The sequence below is a fragment of the Arthrobacter sp. TMN-49 genome (genome assembly GCF_054511095.1).
This window is the reverse complement of record NZ_JBTNDH010000018.1, coordinates 63,577-78,801: the sequence shown is the minus strand read 5'-3', so window position 1 is coordinate 78,801 and position 15,225 is coordinate 63,577. Positions and strand designations below refer to the sequence as shown.

Sequence of the window (15,225 nt, the reverse complement as noted above, 5' to 3'; positions counted from 1 at the left end):
AAGACCCACAGCGCCGATGGTACTGCATTCGTGAGGATGTGGGAGAGTAGGACACCGCCGGACAACACGTAAACAGGTAGAGGCCCCACACCCCAGGTGTGGGGCCTCCCTCACATTAACAACCAAACAACCACGGCCACCCCCCAAGGTGGCCACCACCATTTAACCCAACAAACACCCCACAACCCTCCGACCCGCACCCAGTTCGCTGCGCCCGGGGCTGACAGCCCAATTCCAGCAGGTCGCGGCCCGGGTGCGTTAGCGGAAGGCGGGGATGCCTGTAATCTCCTGGCCAAGGATCAATGTGTGCATTTCCTCCGTGCCCTCATAGGTCAAGACTGACTCGAGGTTGTTGGCGTGACGGAGCGGGGAGTAGTCAAGGGTGATGCCGTTACCGCCGAGAATGGTTCGTGCTTCGCGGCAGATCTTGATGGCTTCACGGCAGTTGTTGAGTTTGCCGAAGGATATTTGATGTGGGGCCAGAGTTCCTTGATCTTTAAGCCGGCCCAAATGAAGCGCCAGCAAAAGTCCCTTCTCGAGCTCCATGGACATGTTCACTAGCTTCTGTTGCGTGAGCTGGAAGAGCTACAAAAGGCTGATGCGGGTCTGAGCCGGATGATTGGCCCCAGCAGCATGCCCGCCGCGCATGCCCCGGAAAAGGGGGTCGAAGCCGGGCGGGCTGAACTTTCCGCCGCCACGTTGTAGCTTCGCGGTTCGTCTTTTGCCTACCCGGGCGGGAAAGCAGTGCTCAAGGACGTCTCATTACTGGTCCGAGAGGGGGAACAAGTGGCAGTGGTTGTCAGCTCGGGGGGCCGACAAGTCCTGGCTGGCGCGTCTGGTCATGGGAATCGCCGAACACACGAGCGGAATCGTCCACACAGTAGGTACCCGCGCCCGTTACGGCACGGCAGCTGGCGCCCACCAGGGGCGAGTCGGGGAGGCCATGGTCAGCCAGGACGTTCACGTTTTCTCAGGAATGCTGGCTCAAGACCTGCGCCTGGCGGCGAGCGTTGGTGCCGGCGGCACTCCACTGACCGCCGACAAATCTCAGCAACTGGCCATGGCCGAGCTGCTCTTGGCCGACCCCCTGGTGGCAGTCTTGGACGAGGTCACAGCCGAGGCCGGCAACCGGGGTGCCACTGACTTGGCGGCGGCCGCCCAGGCGGCCATGCGGGGGCGCACGTCCTTGGTCATTGCGCACAACCTCTCCCAGGCCGTTGCTGCCGACAAGGTGGTGGTCATAGAGCAGGGGCGCATCGTTGAACAAGGTAGCCGCGAGGACCTGCTGTCACGTCGGGGGAGCTACGCCACGCTCTGGGAGCATTGGGATGCGGGCGGTGCTGGTGTTAGCGCAGAATAATGTCAGTGGCCGTGGCGGGGGACTGGCCCGTGGAGACGAAGCCTGAAACGTTGGCTTGCGGGTGTTTGATGATGTCGGTGACCGAGCCCAAATGCTTGGACAGGTCCACCTTGTCCTCGGGGGCCGCCAGCAGAAGCTGGAAGCCGAATTCCTGCAGGGCGTTGATGCCCGCGCCGGCGTATTCGGAGTTCGCCTGGATGAAAGCCTCATCGATCATGACAGTTCCATAAGTGCTGTATCCCTGCACATCGATGCCCAACTGGTAGGCCAGGGCGGCGCCCATGATGAAGGACGTGAAGCGCTGCCCCTCACCACCTGACAGCGTGCCAGGCTCCAGACCCGTCTCAACCTCCCCGTTGGGCCGGTGCTCGTTGCAGCTGATGGTCACATGCTGGCGAACATCCAGCACAGTGTCCGCCCAGTGGGCCATGGCCGGGTCGCGAAGGGCGTTGACCAGCCGTTCCAGCTGCTGATAGCTGGCAGCCATCTTCTCCTCAGTGGCCGTGGTGTAGGCGTTGCCCAAGGCCTCCTTGAGGTCATTGCGGAAGGCTCTGGCTTCATCGGGGATGGTGGTTTTTACTTCCAGCCGCAGCCGGCTGCCCTTCTCGAACGGCACATCCGCCAGGATCTGGTTTAGCGGCAAAATGCGTTCCTCAATGGTGCGCCGCTCCTCTTCCAGCAATTGCAAAAGATCGGAGAAACGTTCGTAGGAGCGGTTGTTGAAGTACTCACGGAATTCGTCCTGGCGCTGCGGGAGACCGTCGGAAATAATGCGCTCATAAAGCTCTTGGTAGTGCGGGCTCGCGTCGGCGCCGGTCCCGTAACTGGCGCTTATGGTGGGGCCAAACAGCCGTGCAAAGGACTTGAAAATCTCGCTCAGGGCGCCCTCGGTACGGAACTGGCGTTCCTTCAGGGCTGCAACGCGTTCGCCCAGGTCCACGGCGACTCTGCTCAAAAGTACTTCAAGCTCGTCAAGGGACGTGGGCTCGCCGTCGCTCAAATACGGCGCAAACGCCGCAACAGCCCATTCCGGGGCGGCCTCCTTGAGGTCACTGGCGTTGTGCAGGGCGCCTTGCACGCCGGAAAGGTCCTTGCCGATGGCCGCCAAGTCGTGATGCAGCACGGCCACGCGGCCCACTGCTGCCTCTAGTTCTGCGTTCGCGCCAGCCAGCGATTCACGCAATTGCGCCAAGGTGGCGCTACCGGCGATGGTCTGCTCCAAGGTGGCGTGCAAAACCTCCAACTGCGCGGCCAGGGCGGCCGAATCCAGCTGTGCAAAGGTCCGGCTGTCGCCGGCAATACGCTTCAAGGATGCGAGCCGCTGTGCGGATTGTTCCTTGGCGAGGCTGCTTTGTGTCGCCGCCTCGGCGGAGGCCTCATGTTCTGCCGCCAGCGCCTGCGCCTGCTCCTCCAGCTGGGCAATTTTGGCCACGTTGTTGAAACCGAGCAGATAGTCCCCGGGATTGATGGATCGAGTATCGCGTTCGAAGACAGCAGCGTTGAGCTTCACCGTGCCAGCTGGTGAAATGGCTTTGCCGTGCTGGTGCAACGCCGCATCGCTGTCAACACACACAAACGCAAAGTCGGCCGCAATTTTCGTGCGAACCCAGTCCCCAGCGTCGGAGGCATGGAAATCCAGTTTCGTCACCAGATGATCAACGCCGGGGGTTGCGACCCGGGAGTGGACGCCGATGTCTATCCAGCGCAGCTTGCCGTGCCCATCCAGGCCGTTGATGGCTGCGGTGACGGTCTCAATGTCCTCGCCCTTGACCAGCAAGGTGGTGGCTAGGGAACGCAGTACCTTCTCGGCGGCCGGGCGCCACACACCGTGAGCGGCGCCAATGTCCACCAGCTCACCGGCGAAGGGCATATCCTCCGGTGTCAGGGCCGTTGCCGCACAAATGGCCCGGCGGGCCGCCGCGCTGCGCGGATCGATATTGCTGCCGCGGCGCTCGTAGGAAGCAATCTCGGCCCGGAGCGCTTTTTCTTGATCCTTGAGGTTGACGCTGACCGCCACCGCCTGGTACTCCCGGGTGCGTGCCGACTCGGTCTCGTTTTGTTGTGTCTGCACACCTGCCGCCGCCGAGGCGCGCGCAGCGTCCAGGCCGGCCGGGGTCCACTCATGCACGAGCCCGGCAGCGTCCAAATCCTCCCGAACGCTGGCCTCCAGACGCACACGTTCGGCAAGTTCACGCTTGCCTGCGCGGATGTCCTTTTCCAGGCCCTCGACGGCCCACCCGCCATGGTTGGCATGTTGCTGTGCCAGGTTGGCCACCGATTCGGCCAGTGCGTCCTTGGCCAGCGTGGCCGCTTCGATTTGATGCTGTTTTTCCGATTGCGCGGCTGTGAGGGCCACGGCCTTGGCCGCCAATAGTTCGGCCTGAAATTGTTGGCGCCACAAGGGCAGCTGAACGTTTTTTAGCTCAACTGTGCGGGCGTGGCTTTGACTGAATTCCTGCAGTTTTTGGTGCAGTTCCGGCACGGGGGCCAGCGCGTCCCGCTGGCCGCGGGCGTCCTCGAGCTGACGGTAGATGCCGCTCAGGTGGTTAAAGTCCTCCACTGCGGCGGCCGCCGCACCAAGGGTTGCTGGTTTGTCCAGCACCTCGTAGCGGAAGAAACGGTTAACGCCCTTGTCCAGTCCCTTGCCGTTCTGCAAGGTGCGCAGCAGGCTAAACGCCTTGTCATTGTGGATGCCCAGTTTGCGGCGGAACCGCTCGACGAACGTCTTGTGCACGTCAAAGGCTTCGGCGCCGGGCAGGGCAGCGTGCAGCGACGACGGCGAAAAGCGCCGGCTGCCGTGGTTCTCCAGCGCCAAGGTGTCCAGCTCGGCGTCGTGGATGACGTAGTGCTTGCCCACCTGACCCTCCAGGCCGTTGGCGGGCAGGTCAAAGAGCGCGGCAATCGTGACGACCCGGCCCAGCCCGTCCTCGAACACCAATGCGGCAGCGGACCAGGTGGCACTGGGGCGTTGGTACTCAACGCTGGTGGCCGTTTTAATCTTGCGCCCACGCATGTAACTAAAGGTGGTGCGCCGGTCCTTCCTGTTGGACGCCTCGTGCGCCGACTCATTGAGCCGGGGGGCCGCATAAAAGATGTGCTGGATGCCGTCAAAGAGGGTGGACTTGCCCACGCCGGGATGGCCGGTGAGCAACGTGCCGGCACGGTCCACGTACATGGCGTGGCGGCCGTGGAAGGTGCCCCAGTTGATGATCTGAATTTGGCTGAGTCTGAACTGGCCCGGGTTGATGTCTTCACCAATGGGCAGTGTGGTGGCAATGCTCATTTAGCTGATCTCCTGCAGTAATTCATCGTGACCGTGGGGTTCGGCTGGATCGTTGGCAGCACTCTTGTCCAGGGCCGCCAGGTAGGCCGGAATTTGCTCGATTGAGTCAAAGGGCAGCGCCAGTGCCAGCGCGTTGCTGACCCGGTATTCGCCCGGCAACTCGGTGGGCAGGATCAGTTTCAAGCCCATCAGCCGGGCCAGCGCGGCATCTGTTTGTTCATCGAGGCGTTTGTCATCGAGCGTGCCCGGCTGGCGGTGTTCGGCCAGAATGTCCCGGGCGCTGCTGCGCGAAACAGTCACATCCGTGCCACTGCCAGCATGGCGATCCAGCAACACGCGCAGGCGCAGCGCCAACAGAGTCTCTTCACGGCGCAGCGGCTTACGCGCCACGATGGGTTGCGTGTGGACGGCGTCCATCGGGACAGGTGTCAACAGGGCAATCTTGCGGTCCGCGTCAACGCTCAGCAGCAGGAAAATCTCGCTCAGATACTGCTGCAGGGACACGGCGTGGCTGAGGATGGTGGTCCACAGGGCCGGATCAACCGTGCCGTCGATGTAGGGCCCGCGCAGCAACCGCACCAGCGCCTGACGCAGTTCCAGCGGGAAGGAGCCCGTATCGCCGGCAAACAACGCCCGCTCCGTGTTGGCAGTATCTGTCTGGCGCCCAAGCGGTGTGGGGGTGTAGTTGATGCTCATGACGCGGTGTCCTTCGTGAAGGTGAACAACGGGATGCGGGCTGTTCGCGTGGTGCCGTCGATCTGGGTGAAAGTCAATGTTTGGGTGCGCGTGGAATCCATGGCGTTCGCCGAGCCCCGTGCCGCCAGAATCAAGCCCCGGATGGTGTTGATGTGCTGCAGTTCCGGCGGCAGGCTGGCATAAACATCCGCCAAGGTGGCGCTCCCCTGGCGAGTCACCTTGGCACGTTCGACGGCGGCGTGCAGGGTTGGCATGTCCGGTGCCGGGGTGACGGGGGTGCGGTGAATGTCGGCGTCACTGAGTGCCGGGGGTGCTGCGAGCTTGGGTGGGGGCACATGGTCCTCCGGGTTGAAGATGCCAAGCCCTGCCAGTGTTTCAAAAGTGGGGGAGTACAGCAGCGGCTCAACCACTGCCGTGCGGGACCCCAGCGCAGCCTTGGCCACGGCTTGTTCGGCGGCGTGGATGGCCCGGCGTAGCAGTACGGATTCCTTAAATTCGGCCGACTGCACGTAGGCGTGCAAACTCTCGGACAGGCGCCCATACATGGCGTGCACATCGGCCGCCTCGCGGCGCATTTCACGCAGCAGCGAGGCCAGGTTCGCCCGTTCCTCGGAACTGAGCTGATCAGTGAAGTCACGTTCAAGGACCTCATTGATCGACTGCCTGAAGCGTGCCTGCTGGATGGGGTCGTTGAGGAATTCGGTGAAGCCTTGAAAGGTCTCACCCTCGGCCGTGCCGCGCAACGCCTTGTCACCGGCGAGCACTTGACCCACGGCGACGCCCTTGGTCACCGAGGATTCCATGATCTCCTGGCGGATGGTGTGCAACATCAGGTCCACGCCGTCGCGCATGCGCTTGAAATCCGCTGGCAGGCTGGCCGCCAGGTCCAGCACGCTGCGGGTGGCGGCCACGGCCGAGTCTGCTGACAGCACGGCGGGGTTCGCACCATTGCGCAGCGAGTCAATCTCGCTGTGGCGCAGCGCAATTTCAGCCTCGAGCGCCGCTATCCGTGACTCCGGGTTGGGGTCGCTTTGAAAGGACAGCGTTTCAATGCTGGTGAGCAAGGTGCCCAGGCGGGAACTGTTGAGGTTGGTTCGTTGGCCGGTCAACGTGTCCATGAACGCCAACACGCGGGCCGTGGTTGCTGTTGGTTCGTAAAAGAACTTGCCGTCAGCCATGGGGCGGGCCAGAAATTGGCTGCGCACCCACGAATCGGCGTAGTGGGAGGCCTGCCACGCCTCGTTGAGACTGAGGTTCTCCTCGCGCAGTTCCTTCATGAAGTCAGCCAAATCGGCATGGAACTGCTCCAGTGGAACGCGCTGCTTGGTGGCCGTGAATTCAGCACGCAGAAACGCCGCCGCCCACGGCGCGCCCTGCAACAGTTTCCAGGCGGGGCTCTGGCGCAATTGGTTTTGGGCATGCCACTGTGCAACGGCGTTTTCAGTGGAGCGCATGGCTTTTGCTTTCAGGCAGGGGAGGGGTCCGTTCCATTTTAAGGCATGGCAGTGCCGAAAAAGACGGCGCTGGCGGTTTCGGCCACCAGTAGACCACCGGCCTCAACCGCCAACGCCGTCGTTTTCGATGCTGGCCCCGCCCGTGTGGTGAGAGTTACGCGCAGGGTGAGTGTCCGGCGTCGTAATTACGGTAGGATAGATAAGTCTGTGCTGACACTTCAGTCGCTCAATCTGCGTGCTTGAGAGTCGCCGGACACTGCAAATGAACCTCCTGTTACGGAAATGCCGTAACCGCCTAGCCCAAAGGAGGTGGGTTCACATATGCGTCCTTACGAATTGATGGTAATCATCGACCCCGATGTTGATGAGCGTACCGTTGAGCCGTCGCTTCAGAAGTTCCTGAATGTCATCACCACCGATGGTGGAACCATCGAAAAGGTTGACATCTGGGGCCGTCGTCGCCTGGCTTACGACATCCAGAAGAAGTCTGAAGGTATCTACGCAGTAGTGAACTTCACTGCCGCACCTGCTACCGCTCAGGAACTTGACCGCGTACTTGGCCTCAACGAGACCATCCTGCGCACCAAGATCACCCGTCCGGAAGAGCAGAAAGTAGTAGCCGAGTAATTTCGGTTCACTTTCTTTAGTTCTTTCTCCGTAGGAAAACACAAGCAGGAAGCAGGAGCAGATGGCAGGCGAAACCACTATCACGGTCATTGGTAATCTCACCGGTGACCCCGAACTTCGGTTTACCCCGAGCGGTTCAGCAGTAGCGAACTTCACCATTGCGTCGACTCCGCGGACCTTGGACCGCCAGTCCAACGAGTGGAAGGACGGCGAAACGCTGTTCCTCCGCGCGTCGATCTGGCGCGAAGCGGCCGAAAACGTTGCCGAGTCCCTGACAAAGGGAACTCGCGTGATTGTTTCAGGCCGGCTGAAGTCGCGGACCTACGACACCAAAGAAGGCGAAAAGCGCACCGTCATGGAGCTTGAGGTCGACGAGATCGGCCCCTCGCTGCGCTACGCCAACGTCAAAGTTAACCGCACCCAACGCTCCGGCGGTCAGGGTGGGGGCAACTTTGGTGGCGGCAACGGTGGCCAAGGCGGCAATACTGGCGGCAACGCCGGTGGCGGCCAAGGTGGCTTCGGCGCCAATCCCGCTGGGGGAAATCCCGGCTGGGGCGGCGGCGCACAACAGCAGCAGCCCGCACCGGCAGCTGATCCCTGGGCAACGCCCGGTGGCGGCTCCTCCGGTTGGGGTGCTGGCCCGGATAACTCCGAGCCTCCCTTCTAGCAACAAAAAATATTTGTGCGGCAACCGCCGTACGCACTCCATCCCGCGGATTAATATCCACGGGCTCCACGAATACTAAGGAGCTCCACGATGGCTAAGGCTGAACTCCGTAAGCCCAAACCAAAGTCCAATCCCTTGAAGGCCGCTGACATCACTGTCATCGACTACAAGGACGTAGCATTGCTGCGCAAATTCATCTCTGACCGTGGAAAGATCCGTGCACGTCGTGTTACGGGTGTTACCGTTCAGGAGCAGCGCAAAATCGCCCAGGCAATCAAGAACGCCCGCGAAGTTGCATTGCTGCCCTACTCCGGCGCTGGCCGCGGTTAAGGGAGATAAATAAACATGGCAAAGCTCATTTTGACCCACGAAGTAAGCGGCCTGGGTGCCGCTGGCGACATCGTTGAGGTAAAGAACGGTTACGCACGTAACTTCCTTCTGCCCCGCGGCTTCGCTCTCACCTGGTCCAAGGGTGGCGAGAAGCAGGTGGAAACCATCAAGGCTGCTCGCTTGGCCCACGTGCACGCTTCCATCGAAGCTGCTCAGGAGCAGGCCTCTGCTCTGCAGGCCAACGCTGTTGTTTTGAAGGTTAAGGCAGGCGCCTCAGGCCGCTTGTTCGGTACCGTCAAGGCTGACGACGTTGCAAAGGCTGTTGCCGCTGCAGGTCTGGGAACCATTGACAAGCGCAAGGTTGAACTGCCTGCGCACATCAAGAGCACCGGCAAGCACACTGCAAACGTTCGTCTCCACGACGACGTTTCAGCCGTTATTGTCTTGAACGTTGTAGCAGGCTAATAGCCCGCTCATAGCGTCAAAAGCAGCCCGGCCCCCGTTTTGCGGGAGCCGGGCTGCTTTCTTTAACTAGCGACTCTCTGATTTTGATTCCGATTCTGGGTCAGTGGTGGTGGTTGCATTCCGGTAACTCAGCTCAATGAGTTCACGGAGTACGTGCACGTCAATGTCGGCGAGCCTGTTGATGTAAACACACGCCACGCTGGACTTGAACTTACCCAATTTTTCCAGCAAGGATCCGGCCTCCGGCGATTCCGTGAGCCCGTACATGACCAGGTTGGCTTTTCGGGGCGAGAATGCTGCTGCGGCGGTGTCGCCCTCACGCCCCGAGGCGTACTTGAAGTGATACAGGCCAAAACCGATGATGCTTGGCCCCCACATGCGCGGCGGCTGCCCGGTAATCTCCGCCATCATCTCCAGCACCACCAGGGCATCCGTGCGCCTAGTTTCGGTGATGTCCGCGGTGCTGATGAACACCAGCGGATCCACGTCCGTGGCGTGAGTTTTGTTGGTCCTCGTATCAGTCCGTGGTGAGTGGGGCTCGGTGCTCATCATGGTGCTCCTTATGGTTCTTTGTAGTGTAGCGCCGGCCGTTGTTGCTGGTTTGGGGTTCACGACTATTGCCTGCCGTGATCTTTCTCGTGATCCGTCTCGTGAGGCCCGGGAGGCCGGACATGCCTAAGAGTGCATAGAGGAATAGCTCGCCGTCATGGGGGGATATCCACAGATTGACATATGTCTGTGGATATCCTGCCGGGACTTTTGTGCTTATCCACCGTGCCAAGCCCCGGCATGGCTGGGAATATTGGGGCAACAAATTTTCCATCCACAGGCGGTGGGGAGTGTTTGAGCAGGTCAGAGGCGTGTTGTGCGGCTATCCCCAGACTTTTCCACATGCTTGTCCCCATCCTGTGCACAAGCAGAGGCACTTAATGCACCGGTTATCCACAGGGGCAGTGGACAACGGGGTTGGTAGTTGGAGTTCTTGCGTCTAACGTTGCCCATGACCCCTCTGCAACGACAACTTTGTCGGTATCAGCTGGTAAGGAGGAGTAGTACCAGAGAATGCATCGCTCATGCGGTGGAAATGCCCGGCCAGCAGGGCAGAAAGTGGGCACCAACTTATGTCAGCTTCAAGTCGAGAAGCAGGGACTTCCTCCCGCGAACCGGATTTCGCCAGGACACCGCCGCAGGATCTCGTCGCCGAACAGAGCGTCTTGGGCGGCATGATGCTCTCCAAGGACGCCATTGCCGACGTCGTTGAGGTGTTGCGTGGAAATGACTTTTACCGCCCGGCCCACGAGAGCATCTATGAGGCCATCCTTGACCTCTACGGCCGTGGCGAGCCCGCCGACGCCGTCACTGTCTCCGATGAGCTGACCAAGCGCACCGAAATTACCAAGGTTGGCGGAGCCGCCTACCTGCACCAGCTCATCCAGTCGGTTCCTACGGCCGCCAATGCCGGCTTTTACGCCGAAATCGTTGCCGAGCGGGCGGTACTGCGCCGGCTGGTCACGGCCGGGACCAAGATCGTCCAGATGGGCTACGCCCAGGACGGCGAAGTTGAGGACGTTGTCAACGCCGCCCAGGCGGAGATCTTTGCCGTGGCCGAACGTCGCAGCACGGAGGACTATGTGCTGTTGAAGGACGTCATGGAATCCACCGTCGATGAAATTGAAGCGTCGGGGCACAAGGGCGAAGGCATGACGGGGGTGCCCACAGGATTCTACGAATTTGATGAACTAACCAACGGGCTACACCCGGGCCAGATGATCGTTATTGCTGCCAGGCCGGCCGTTGGAAAATCCACGTTCGCACTTGACTGGGCGCGTTCGGCGGCTATTGACCACAACATGGCTACCGTGGTGTTCTCCTTGGAAATGGGGCGCAATGAGATTGCCATGCGCCTGCTTTCCGCCGAGGCCACCATCAGCCTGCAAGACCTGCGCAAGGGAACCGTCAAGGACGATCAGTGGTCCAAGATTGCCACCACCATGGGCAAGATGAATGAAGCACCACTGTTCATTGACGATTCACCCAATATGTCGCTCATGGAGATCCGGGCCAAGTGCCGCCGGCTGAAACAGCAGCATGACTTGAAGTTGGTCATTTTGGACTACCTGCAGCTCATGTCCTCGGGCAAGCGCGTGGAATCCCGCCAGCAGGAAGTCTCCGAGTTTTCCCGTGCCTTGAAGTTGCTGGCGAAGGAGTTGCAAGTTCCCGTGGTGGCGCTCTCGCAGCTAAACCGTGGTTCCGAACAGCGCACAGACAAAAAACCCATGGTGTCCGACCTTCGTGAATCTGGCTCGATCGAGCAGGACGCGGACATGGTCATCCTGTTGCACCGTGAAGACATTTATGACAAGGAATCTGCCCGTGCTGGTGAAGCCGACGTGATCGTGGCCAAGCACCGTAACGGCCCCACCAAAACCATTGTGGTGGGCTTCCAGGGCCACTACTCCCGCTTTGCGAACATGGCCAGCGACAACGGCGGGGGCTACTAGGCAGCAGAGCCCTTGTGGAGTCCTTGTGCAGCTGTTGTGCAGCTGTTGTGCAGATCATCGCGGCCCTCAAGGTGCTCATGGCACAACTGCTTGAAGTCACTACGCCGGTGGTGGGCGATAGTGTTGACGCATGCCTAAATCAGTGACGCCCCCGGAGGCTCCCGGAGCAACTCGCCGTTCCACCGCCAGGGCGATTCGAGGGCTAGCAATACCCGCTTTTGGCGCGCTCATTGCCGAGCCCTTATTCCTTCTGGCCGACTCGGCCATTGTGGGGCATTTGGGTGTTGCACAATTGGCGGGCGTGGGTTTGGCTGCCACAGTTCTGCAAACTGCCGTGGGGCTTATGGTGTTTCTGGCATACTCCACTACTCCGGCCGTGGCGCGCCTGCTGGGGGCGGGCAGGCCCGCCCAGGCCCTCGCCGTCGGCCGTGACGGCCTGTGGTTGGCGGCAATTCTGGGCGTGGTGCTTGCCGCTGTTGGCATATTCACCGGCAGCGGGTTGCTGAGCGCCCTGGGGGCACAAGGCGACGTCCTGGTGTACGCGCAGCAATACCTCTCGATCAGCATGGCCGGGATCCCAGCCATGCTTCTGGTCATGGCAGCCATGGGCGTTCTGCGGGGGCTCCAAGACACCAAAACACCTTTGCTGGTGGCCACGGCCGGCTTCGCCGTCAACATCGCCATGAACTTTGTCTTGGTGTACGGATTTGGGCTATCAGTTGGCGGTGCAGCCGCCGGCACTGTCATGGCCCAATGGGGGATGGCCGTGGTGTATCTGGTCATCGTGGTGCGGGCTGCACGCCACTACCATGTTGGGCTGCGCCCCGACTGGGCCGGGGTGAGGACTGTCTCCCGGGTGGGAAGTTGGCTGATGGTGCGCACCTTGTCTTTGCGGGCGGCAATCCTCGTCACGGTAGTGGTGGTGACAGCGCAAGGACCCACCAACCTGGCCGCCCACCAACTGGCCATGACAATTTTCACTTTTCTCGCCTTTGCCCTGGACGCTCTCGCCATCGCCGCCCAGGCGTTGATCGGCAAGGAACTTGGTGCCGGCAACGTTGCGGCGGTGCGTGTGCTGACAAGGACCATGACTCAATGGGGTGTGGGCTTCGGCGTGCTGACAGGCTTGGCCCTTTGGGCGGCAGCAGGCTCCGTGGGGTGGATTTTCACCACAGACACCAACGTCCACGCGGCGCTGGCAACAGCACTACTGGTCATGGCTGTTGGGCAACCACTGGCCGGATACGTCTTTGTGCTCGATGGCGTTCTCATTGGGGCAGGCGATGCCCGCTACCTGGCGCTGGTGGGAGTGGCGAACCTGGTTGTCTACCTGCCCCTGCTTTATTGGGTAGCCAGCGTGGACTTTGGTGACACCGGTCCGGGGCTGTTCTGGGTGTGGGCGGCGTTCACCCTCGGATACATGGGAGCCCGGGGCCTGACCCTTGGCCTGCGCGCCAGAACGGGGCGTTGGATGCAGGTCGGCGCGCCCGCTGGCCCCGGCTAGACTTGATGGGTGAGTGAAACTGCCCTTCCCCAATCAGCCAGTGCCAGCCTGAGCGCTGCAAACGCACCACTCCTATGGCGAGCCGTGCTGCTGCGAGCCCTGGTCACCTTGGCCTTTGGCCTCACGACAGTCTTTTGGGGTGCACCGGGCACGCTGGGATTGTGCCTGAGCCTCGGCGCATATTTGTTGGCCGCAGCCGCAGCCCACTACTGGACAGTGCATACACTGTCGCTGCCCCGTAATGATGCGCGACGACTGGTGCTCTTGGGCGCCGCTGCCCTGTTGGCCGTCAGTGGCGTGGTGGTAGTTATCTCGGCGAGCACACTTGTGGCAGCCGTGCTGGGCGGGGCCGCGCTCGCCGTCATGGGTGCAGCCGAGCTGTTCGCGGCACTGTACCGGCCGGCCGGAACGGCAAAAACAAAATCGGCACTGGGCAGCGACTGGCTGATCTCTGGCATCCTGGGCCTTGGCACCGGCTTCCTGCTGCCCTTCTTCGCCGCGGCCGGACCGCATGGGCTGATGGGTGTTGCCGGCGGCGGGGCCCTGATGACGGGCGCCTTGTGGGCGTTGTCGGCCCTCACCTTGCGCCATGACGGCCACAAGGCAAAAGCCCCGTAAACTAGAAGCCATATGTTCTACTTTGCGTAGAAACGCGTGGTGCGTGTAATACCAACCAAGCCAAAGGACCAATTGTGGGCAGTGTAGAGCCGCAGAACCCGAACCCGGGCAACTCCATCAAGTTCCCTCTCAGCTTCTCCTTTGCGATGGGTGCCGTAGCGGGAATTGTCACCCTTGTGGTGTCCGCCGGCGGTACCATTCACGGCCTCCGCTGGGATCTGGGCGGCATTGCCTTTGGCATCGCCTTCATCGCCACGCTGCTGGTCGCTTCCCTGCTGGTCATGGGGCACAAGGAAAATGACGAGTACCTCAGCGAAGGTTCCGGGGTGAACCTGAAGTCTTCCGACAGGCTGAAGGCGGCCAGGGCCAGTGCCGCGGCCGGCGCGGCTGACGCCAATGACGCTGACGCCAGCAATGCCGCGGAGAACACCGACGCCAAGAACGCCGACGACGGCGACACCTCCGCACGCTAGCGCCTGACGTCCTCGGCCGCCGGGTGCAGGAAAATGCCATAGTTTGACGGAAATGCCATAGTTCAAACTGTGGCATTTCCGTCAAACTATGGCATTTTTCGGCCCGCGGCCGTTCGGTGAGTGTGCTGCTGACGCGAACTAGGGGCCCGCCCCGACGCAAAAAGACAACCAATCAACCAAGTGACTCCACGCGGCTCGAGAATCTGCGTGAGGTAGAGGGACTCCAGCGTTGCCGCGCTACTAGCCGCGCAGGGTTGCCAGGCTGCCTTGAATGCGTGCAAATACTTCGGCGCCGACCTCAACGCCATGGCGCTTGAGCACTAGTACGGCTGCTCCCACCACCCCGTCGTGGACCAAAACTGGTGGTGTCGCGGCCGCCAATCGAGCGGCTACGGCCGCAGCCACGGTGCCGCCCTTGGTCAGCACGCTGCCACCAAAGACCAAGGGCTCGTCCGCGCCGGGGGCAACGGCCATGAGAGTCCGGGCCAGAGCCTCGGCGGCACGGTCAATGATGTCCGCCGCTACGGGGTCCTCCGCAACGCCAAACGCCAGCGGGGCAAAGCGGGACAGCTCGATTGCGCTGCCCTCGTAGACCTTGGAAATAAGCTGCTGTTGGGCCCGCAGGCGGCCCTGGGTCCGCTGGGTTGAATCAAGGGTGATACCCAAGTCCGCCAAGACCAGTTCCGTCAGCGCTGTTGGCCGGCCGCGACCGTCAAGTGCCGCAGCCACAGCCCGTGCCACCTGACGTCCCAGCCAGAATCCGGAGCCTTCATCACCTAGCAGCCAGCCTGTACCGTCGGCCACCGCAGCAAGGTGACTTGCCGTGATGCGGGCACCCACTGCTCCGGTGCCAGCTATCAAAGCGCTCCCATTGTCCTGATAGCTTCCAGAGTAAAACGCTGCCAATAAGTCAGATTCGATCACTACTTGACCTGTCAGTCCCAGCGTCACAAACCTGTCCAGGAACAAATGTGTCGGCAATTCAAGGGATGCACCGGCCATTGCCACCAAGGCCGTGGTGATGGTCTGGACACCTCCGCCCAACGCCTTTTCGGAGGCCGCAATAAGTGCGTCCAAAGCAGGCTCAATTCCCCGTGATGCCGGGTTTCCACCCCCCGCTGTGCCGTACCCCAGACACTGCCCCGAGTCGTCAAGAAAGACGGCCCGCGTGGACGTGCCGCCGGCGTCAATTGCCAGGAAATTATGCATCGTTACCATTCTGTGTCTAGGTGTGACTTGACTTACAT

Annotated in this window: 14 protein-coding genes and 1 pseudogene; 9 read left to right on the top strand and 6 right to left on the bottom strand. The window is 61.4% G+C overall.

What is annotated here, in order from left to right; genetic code table 11:
• Positions 1 to 258: 258 nt before the first annotated feature.
• Positions 259 to 582: pseudogene (locus tag ACX80E_RS10285) on the bottom strand (acyl-CoA dehydrogenase family protein); the annotation flags it as partial.
• Between the two features lie 214 nt (positions 583 to 796).
• Here ACX80E_RS10285 and ACX80E_RS10280 point away from each other — a divergent pair.
• On the top strand, positions 797 to 1,360 hold the full coding sequence (locus ACX80E_RS10280; RefSeq protein ID WP_459301820.1) for a hypothetical protein: 564 nt from the start codon (positions 797 to 799) through the stop codon (positions 1,358 to 1,360).
• Here ACX80E_RS10280 and ACX80E_RS10275 read toward each other — a convergent pair.
• Genes ACX80E_RS10275 through ACX80E_RS10265 form a run of 3 tightly spaced genes read right to left on the bottom strand, consistent with a single transcriptional unit; the run spans position 1,347 to position 6,793 of the window.
• Entirely contained in the window at positions 1,347 to 4,643 is a 3,297-nt protein-coding gene (locus tag ACX80E_RS10275) for an ATP-binding protein (protein WP_459301819.1), read from the bottom strand. The two genes, ACX80E_RS10280 and ACX80E_RS10275, sit on opposite strands and share 14 nt — an antisense overlap.
• A complete protein-coding gene (locus tag ACX80E_RS10270) occupies positions 4,644 to 5,339 on the bottom strand; it encodes a DUF4194 domain-containing protein (protein WP_459301818.1) in 696 nt (231 codons plus the stop codon).
• Complete coding sequence (locus tag ACX80E_RS10265; protein WP_459301816.1) at positions 5,336 to 6,793, bottom strand: DUF3375 domain-containing protein; 1,458 nt, start codon at positions 6,791 to 6,793, stop codon at positions 5,336 to 5,338. Before ACX80E_RS10265 ends, ACX80E_RS10270 begins: the two co-directional genes overlap by 4 nt.
• A gap of 321 nt (positions 6,794 to 7,114) precedes the next feature.
• Here ACX80E_RS10265 and rpsF point away from each other — a divergent pair, with 321 nt between their 5' ends.
• The 4 genes from rpsF (at position 7,115) to rplI (ending at position 8,882) form a co-directional block, all read left to right on the top strand.
• On the top strand, positions 7,115 to 7,420 hold the full coding sequence (gene rpsF, locus ACX80E_RS10260; RefSeq protein WP_459301815.1) for a 30S ribosomal protein S6: 306 nt from the start codon (positions 7,115 to 7,117) through the stop codon (positions 7,418 to 7,420).
• A 61-nt stretch (positions 7,421 to 7,481) separates the two neighbouring features.
• Positions 7,482 to 8,087, top strand: a complete 606-nt coding sequence (locus tag ACX80E_RS10255; RefSeq protein WP_459301814.1) for a single-stranded DNA-binding protein — start codon at positions 7,482 to 7,484, stop codon at positions 8,085 to 8,087.
• 90 nt (positions 8,088 to 8,177) lie between these two features.
• Positions 8,178 to 8,417, top strand: coding sequence for a 30S ribosomal protein S18 (gene rpsR / locus ACX80E_RS10250; protein ID WP_003800144.1), 240 nt, complete (start codon positions 8,178 to 8,180; stop codon positions 8,415 to 8,417).
• Positions 8,418 to 8,432: 15 nt separating this feature from the next.
• Complete coding sequence (gene rplI, locus ACX80E_RS10245; RefSeq protein ID WP_459301813.1) at positions 8,433 to 8,882, top strand: 50S ribosomal protein L9; 450 nt, start codon at positions 8,433 to 8,435, stop codon at positions 8,880 to 8,882.
• A gap of 66 nt (positions 8,883 to 8,948) precedes the next feature.
• Here rplI and ACX80E_RS10240 read toward each other — a convergent pair whose 3' ends face one another.
• A complete protein-coding gene (locus tag ACX80E_RS10240) occupies positions 8,949 to 9,434 on the bottom strand; it encodes a DUF1801 domain-containing protein (protein ID WP_459301812.1) in 486 nt (161 codons plus the stop codon).
• A gap of 569 nt (positions 9,435 to 10,003) precedes the next feature.
• Between ACX80E_RS10240 and dnaB the strand changes: the two genes are divergently transcribed.
• The 4 genes from dnaB to ACX80E_RS10220 all read left to right on the top strand — a co-directional run bounded on the left by dnaB (position 10,004) and on the right by ACX80E_RS10220 (position 13,978).
• A complete protein-coding gene (dnaB, locus tag ACX80E_RS10235) occupies positions 10,004 to 11,383 on the top strand; it encodes a replicative DNA helicase (protein WP_459301811.1) in 1,380 nt (459 codons plus the stop codon).
• Positions 11,384 to 11,513: 130 nt separating this feature from the next.
• Positions 11,514 to 12,887, top strand: a complete 1,374-nt coding sequence (locus tag ACX80E_RS10230; RefSeq protein ID WP_459301810.1) for an MATE family efflux transporter — start codon at positions 11,514 to 11,516, stop codon at positions 12,885 to 12,887.
• 9 nt (positions 12,888 to 12,896) lie between these two features.
• A complete protein-coding gene (locus tag ACX80E_RS10225; protein ID WP_459301809.1) occupies positions 12,897 to 13,505 on the top strand; it encodes a hypothetical protein in 609 nt (202 codons plus the stop codon).
• 74 nt (positions 13,506 to 13,579) lie between these two features.
• Entirely contained in the window at positions 13,580 to 13,978 is a 399-nt protein-coding gene (locus ACX80E_RS10220; protein ID WP_459301808.1) for a hypothetical protein, read from the top strand.
• Between the two features lie 240 nt (positions 13,979 to 14,218).
• Here ACX80E_RS10220 and ACX80E_RS10215 read toward each other — a convergent pair whose 3' ends face one another.
• Positions 14,219 to 15,187, bottom strand: a complete 969-nt coding sequence (locus tag ACX80E_RS10215) for an N-acetylglucosamine kinase (protein WP_459301807.1) — start codon at positions 15,185 to 15,187, stop codon at positions 14,219 to 14,221.
• Positions 15,188 to 15,225: the final 38 nt, after the last annotated feature.

What these genes read in the sequence shown, in the direction of transcription:
- ACX80E_RS10255 (WP_459301814.1), top strand. Translation starts at nt 7,482, where the DNA reads ATGGCAGGCGAAACCACTATCACGGTCATTGGTAATCTCACCGGTGAC.
- rplI (WP_459301813.1), top strand. Translation starts at nt 8,433, where the DNA reads ATGGCAAAGCTCATTTTGACCCACGAAGTAAGCGGCCTGGGTGCCGCT.
- ACX80E_RS10275 (WP_459301819.1), bottom strand. Translation starts at nt 4,643, where the DNA reads ATGAGCATTGCCACCACACTGCCCATTGGTGAAGACATCAACCCGGGC.
- ACX80E_RS10265 (WP_459301816.1), bottom strand. Translation starts at nt 6,793, where the DNA reads ATGCGCTCCACTGAAAACGCCGTTGCACAGTGGCATGCCCAAAACCAA.
- dnaB (WP_459301811.1), top strand. Translation starts at nt 10,004, where the DNA reads ATGTCAGCTTCAAGTCGAGAAGCAGGGACTTCCTCCCGCGAACCGGAT.
- ACX80E_RS10230 (WP_459301810.1), top strand. Translation starts at nt 11,514, where the DNA reads ATGCCTAAATCAGTGACGCCCCCGGAGGCTCCCGGAGCAACTCGCCGT.
- ACX80E_RS10270 (WP_459301818.1), bottom strand. Translation starts at nt 5,339, where the DNA reads ATGAGCATCAACTACACCCCCACACCGCTTGGGCGCCAGACAGATACT.
- ACX80E_RS10240 (WP_459301812.1), bottom strand. Translation starts at nt 9,434, where the DNA reads ATGATGAGCACCGAGCCCCACTCACCACGGACTGATACGAGGACCAAC.
- rpsF (WP_459301815.1), top strand. Translation starts at nt 7,115, where the DNA reads ATGCGTCCTTACGAATTGATGGTAATCATCGACCCCGATGTTGATGAG.
- rpsR (WP_003800144.1), top strand. Translation starts at nt 8,178, where the DNA reads ATGGCTAAGGCTGAACTCCGTAAGCCCAAACCAAAGTCCAATCCCTTG.
- ACX80E_RS10215 (WP_459301807.1), bottom strand. Translation starts at nt 15,187, where the DNA reads ATGCATAATTTCCTGGCAATTGACGCCGGCGGCACGTCCACGCGGGCC.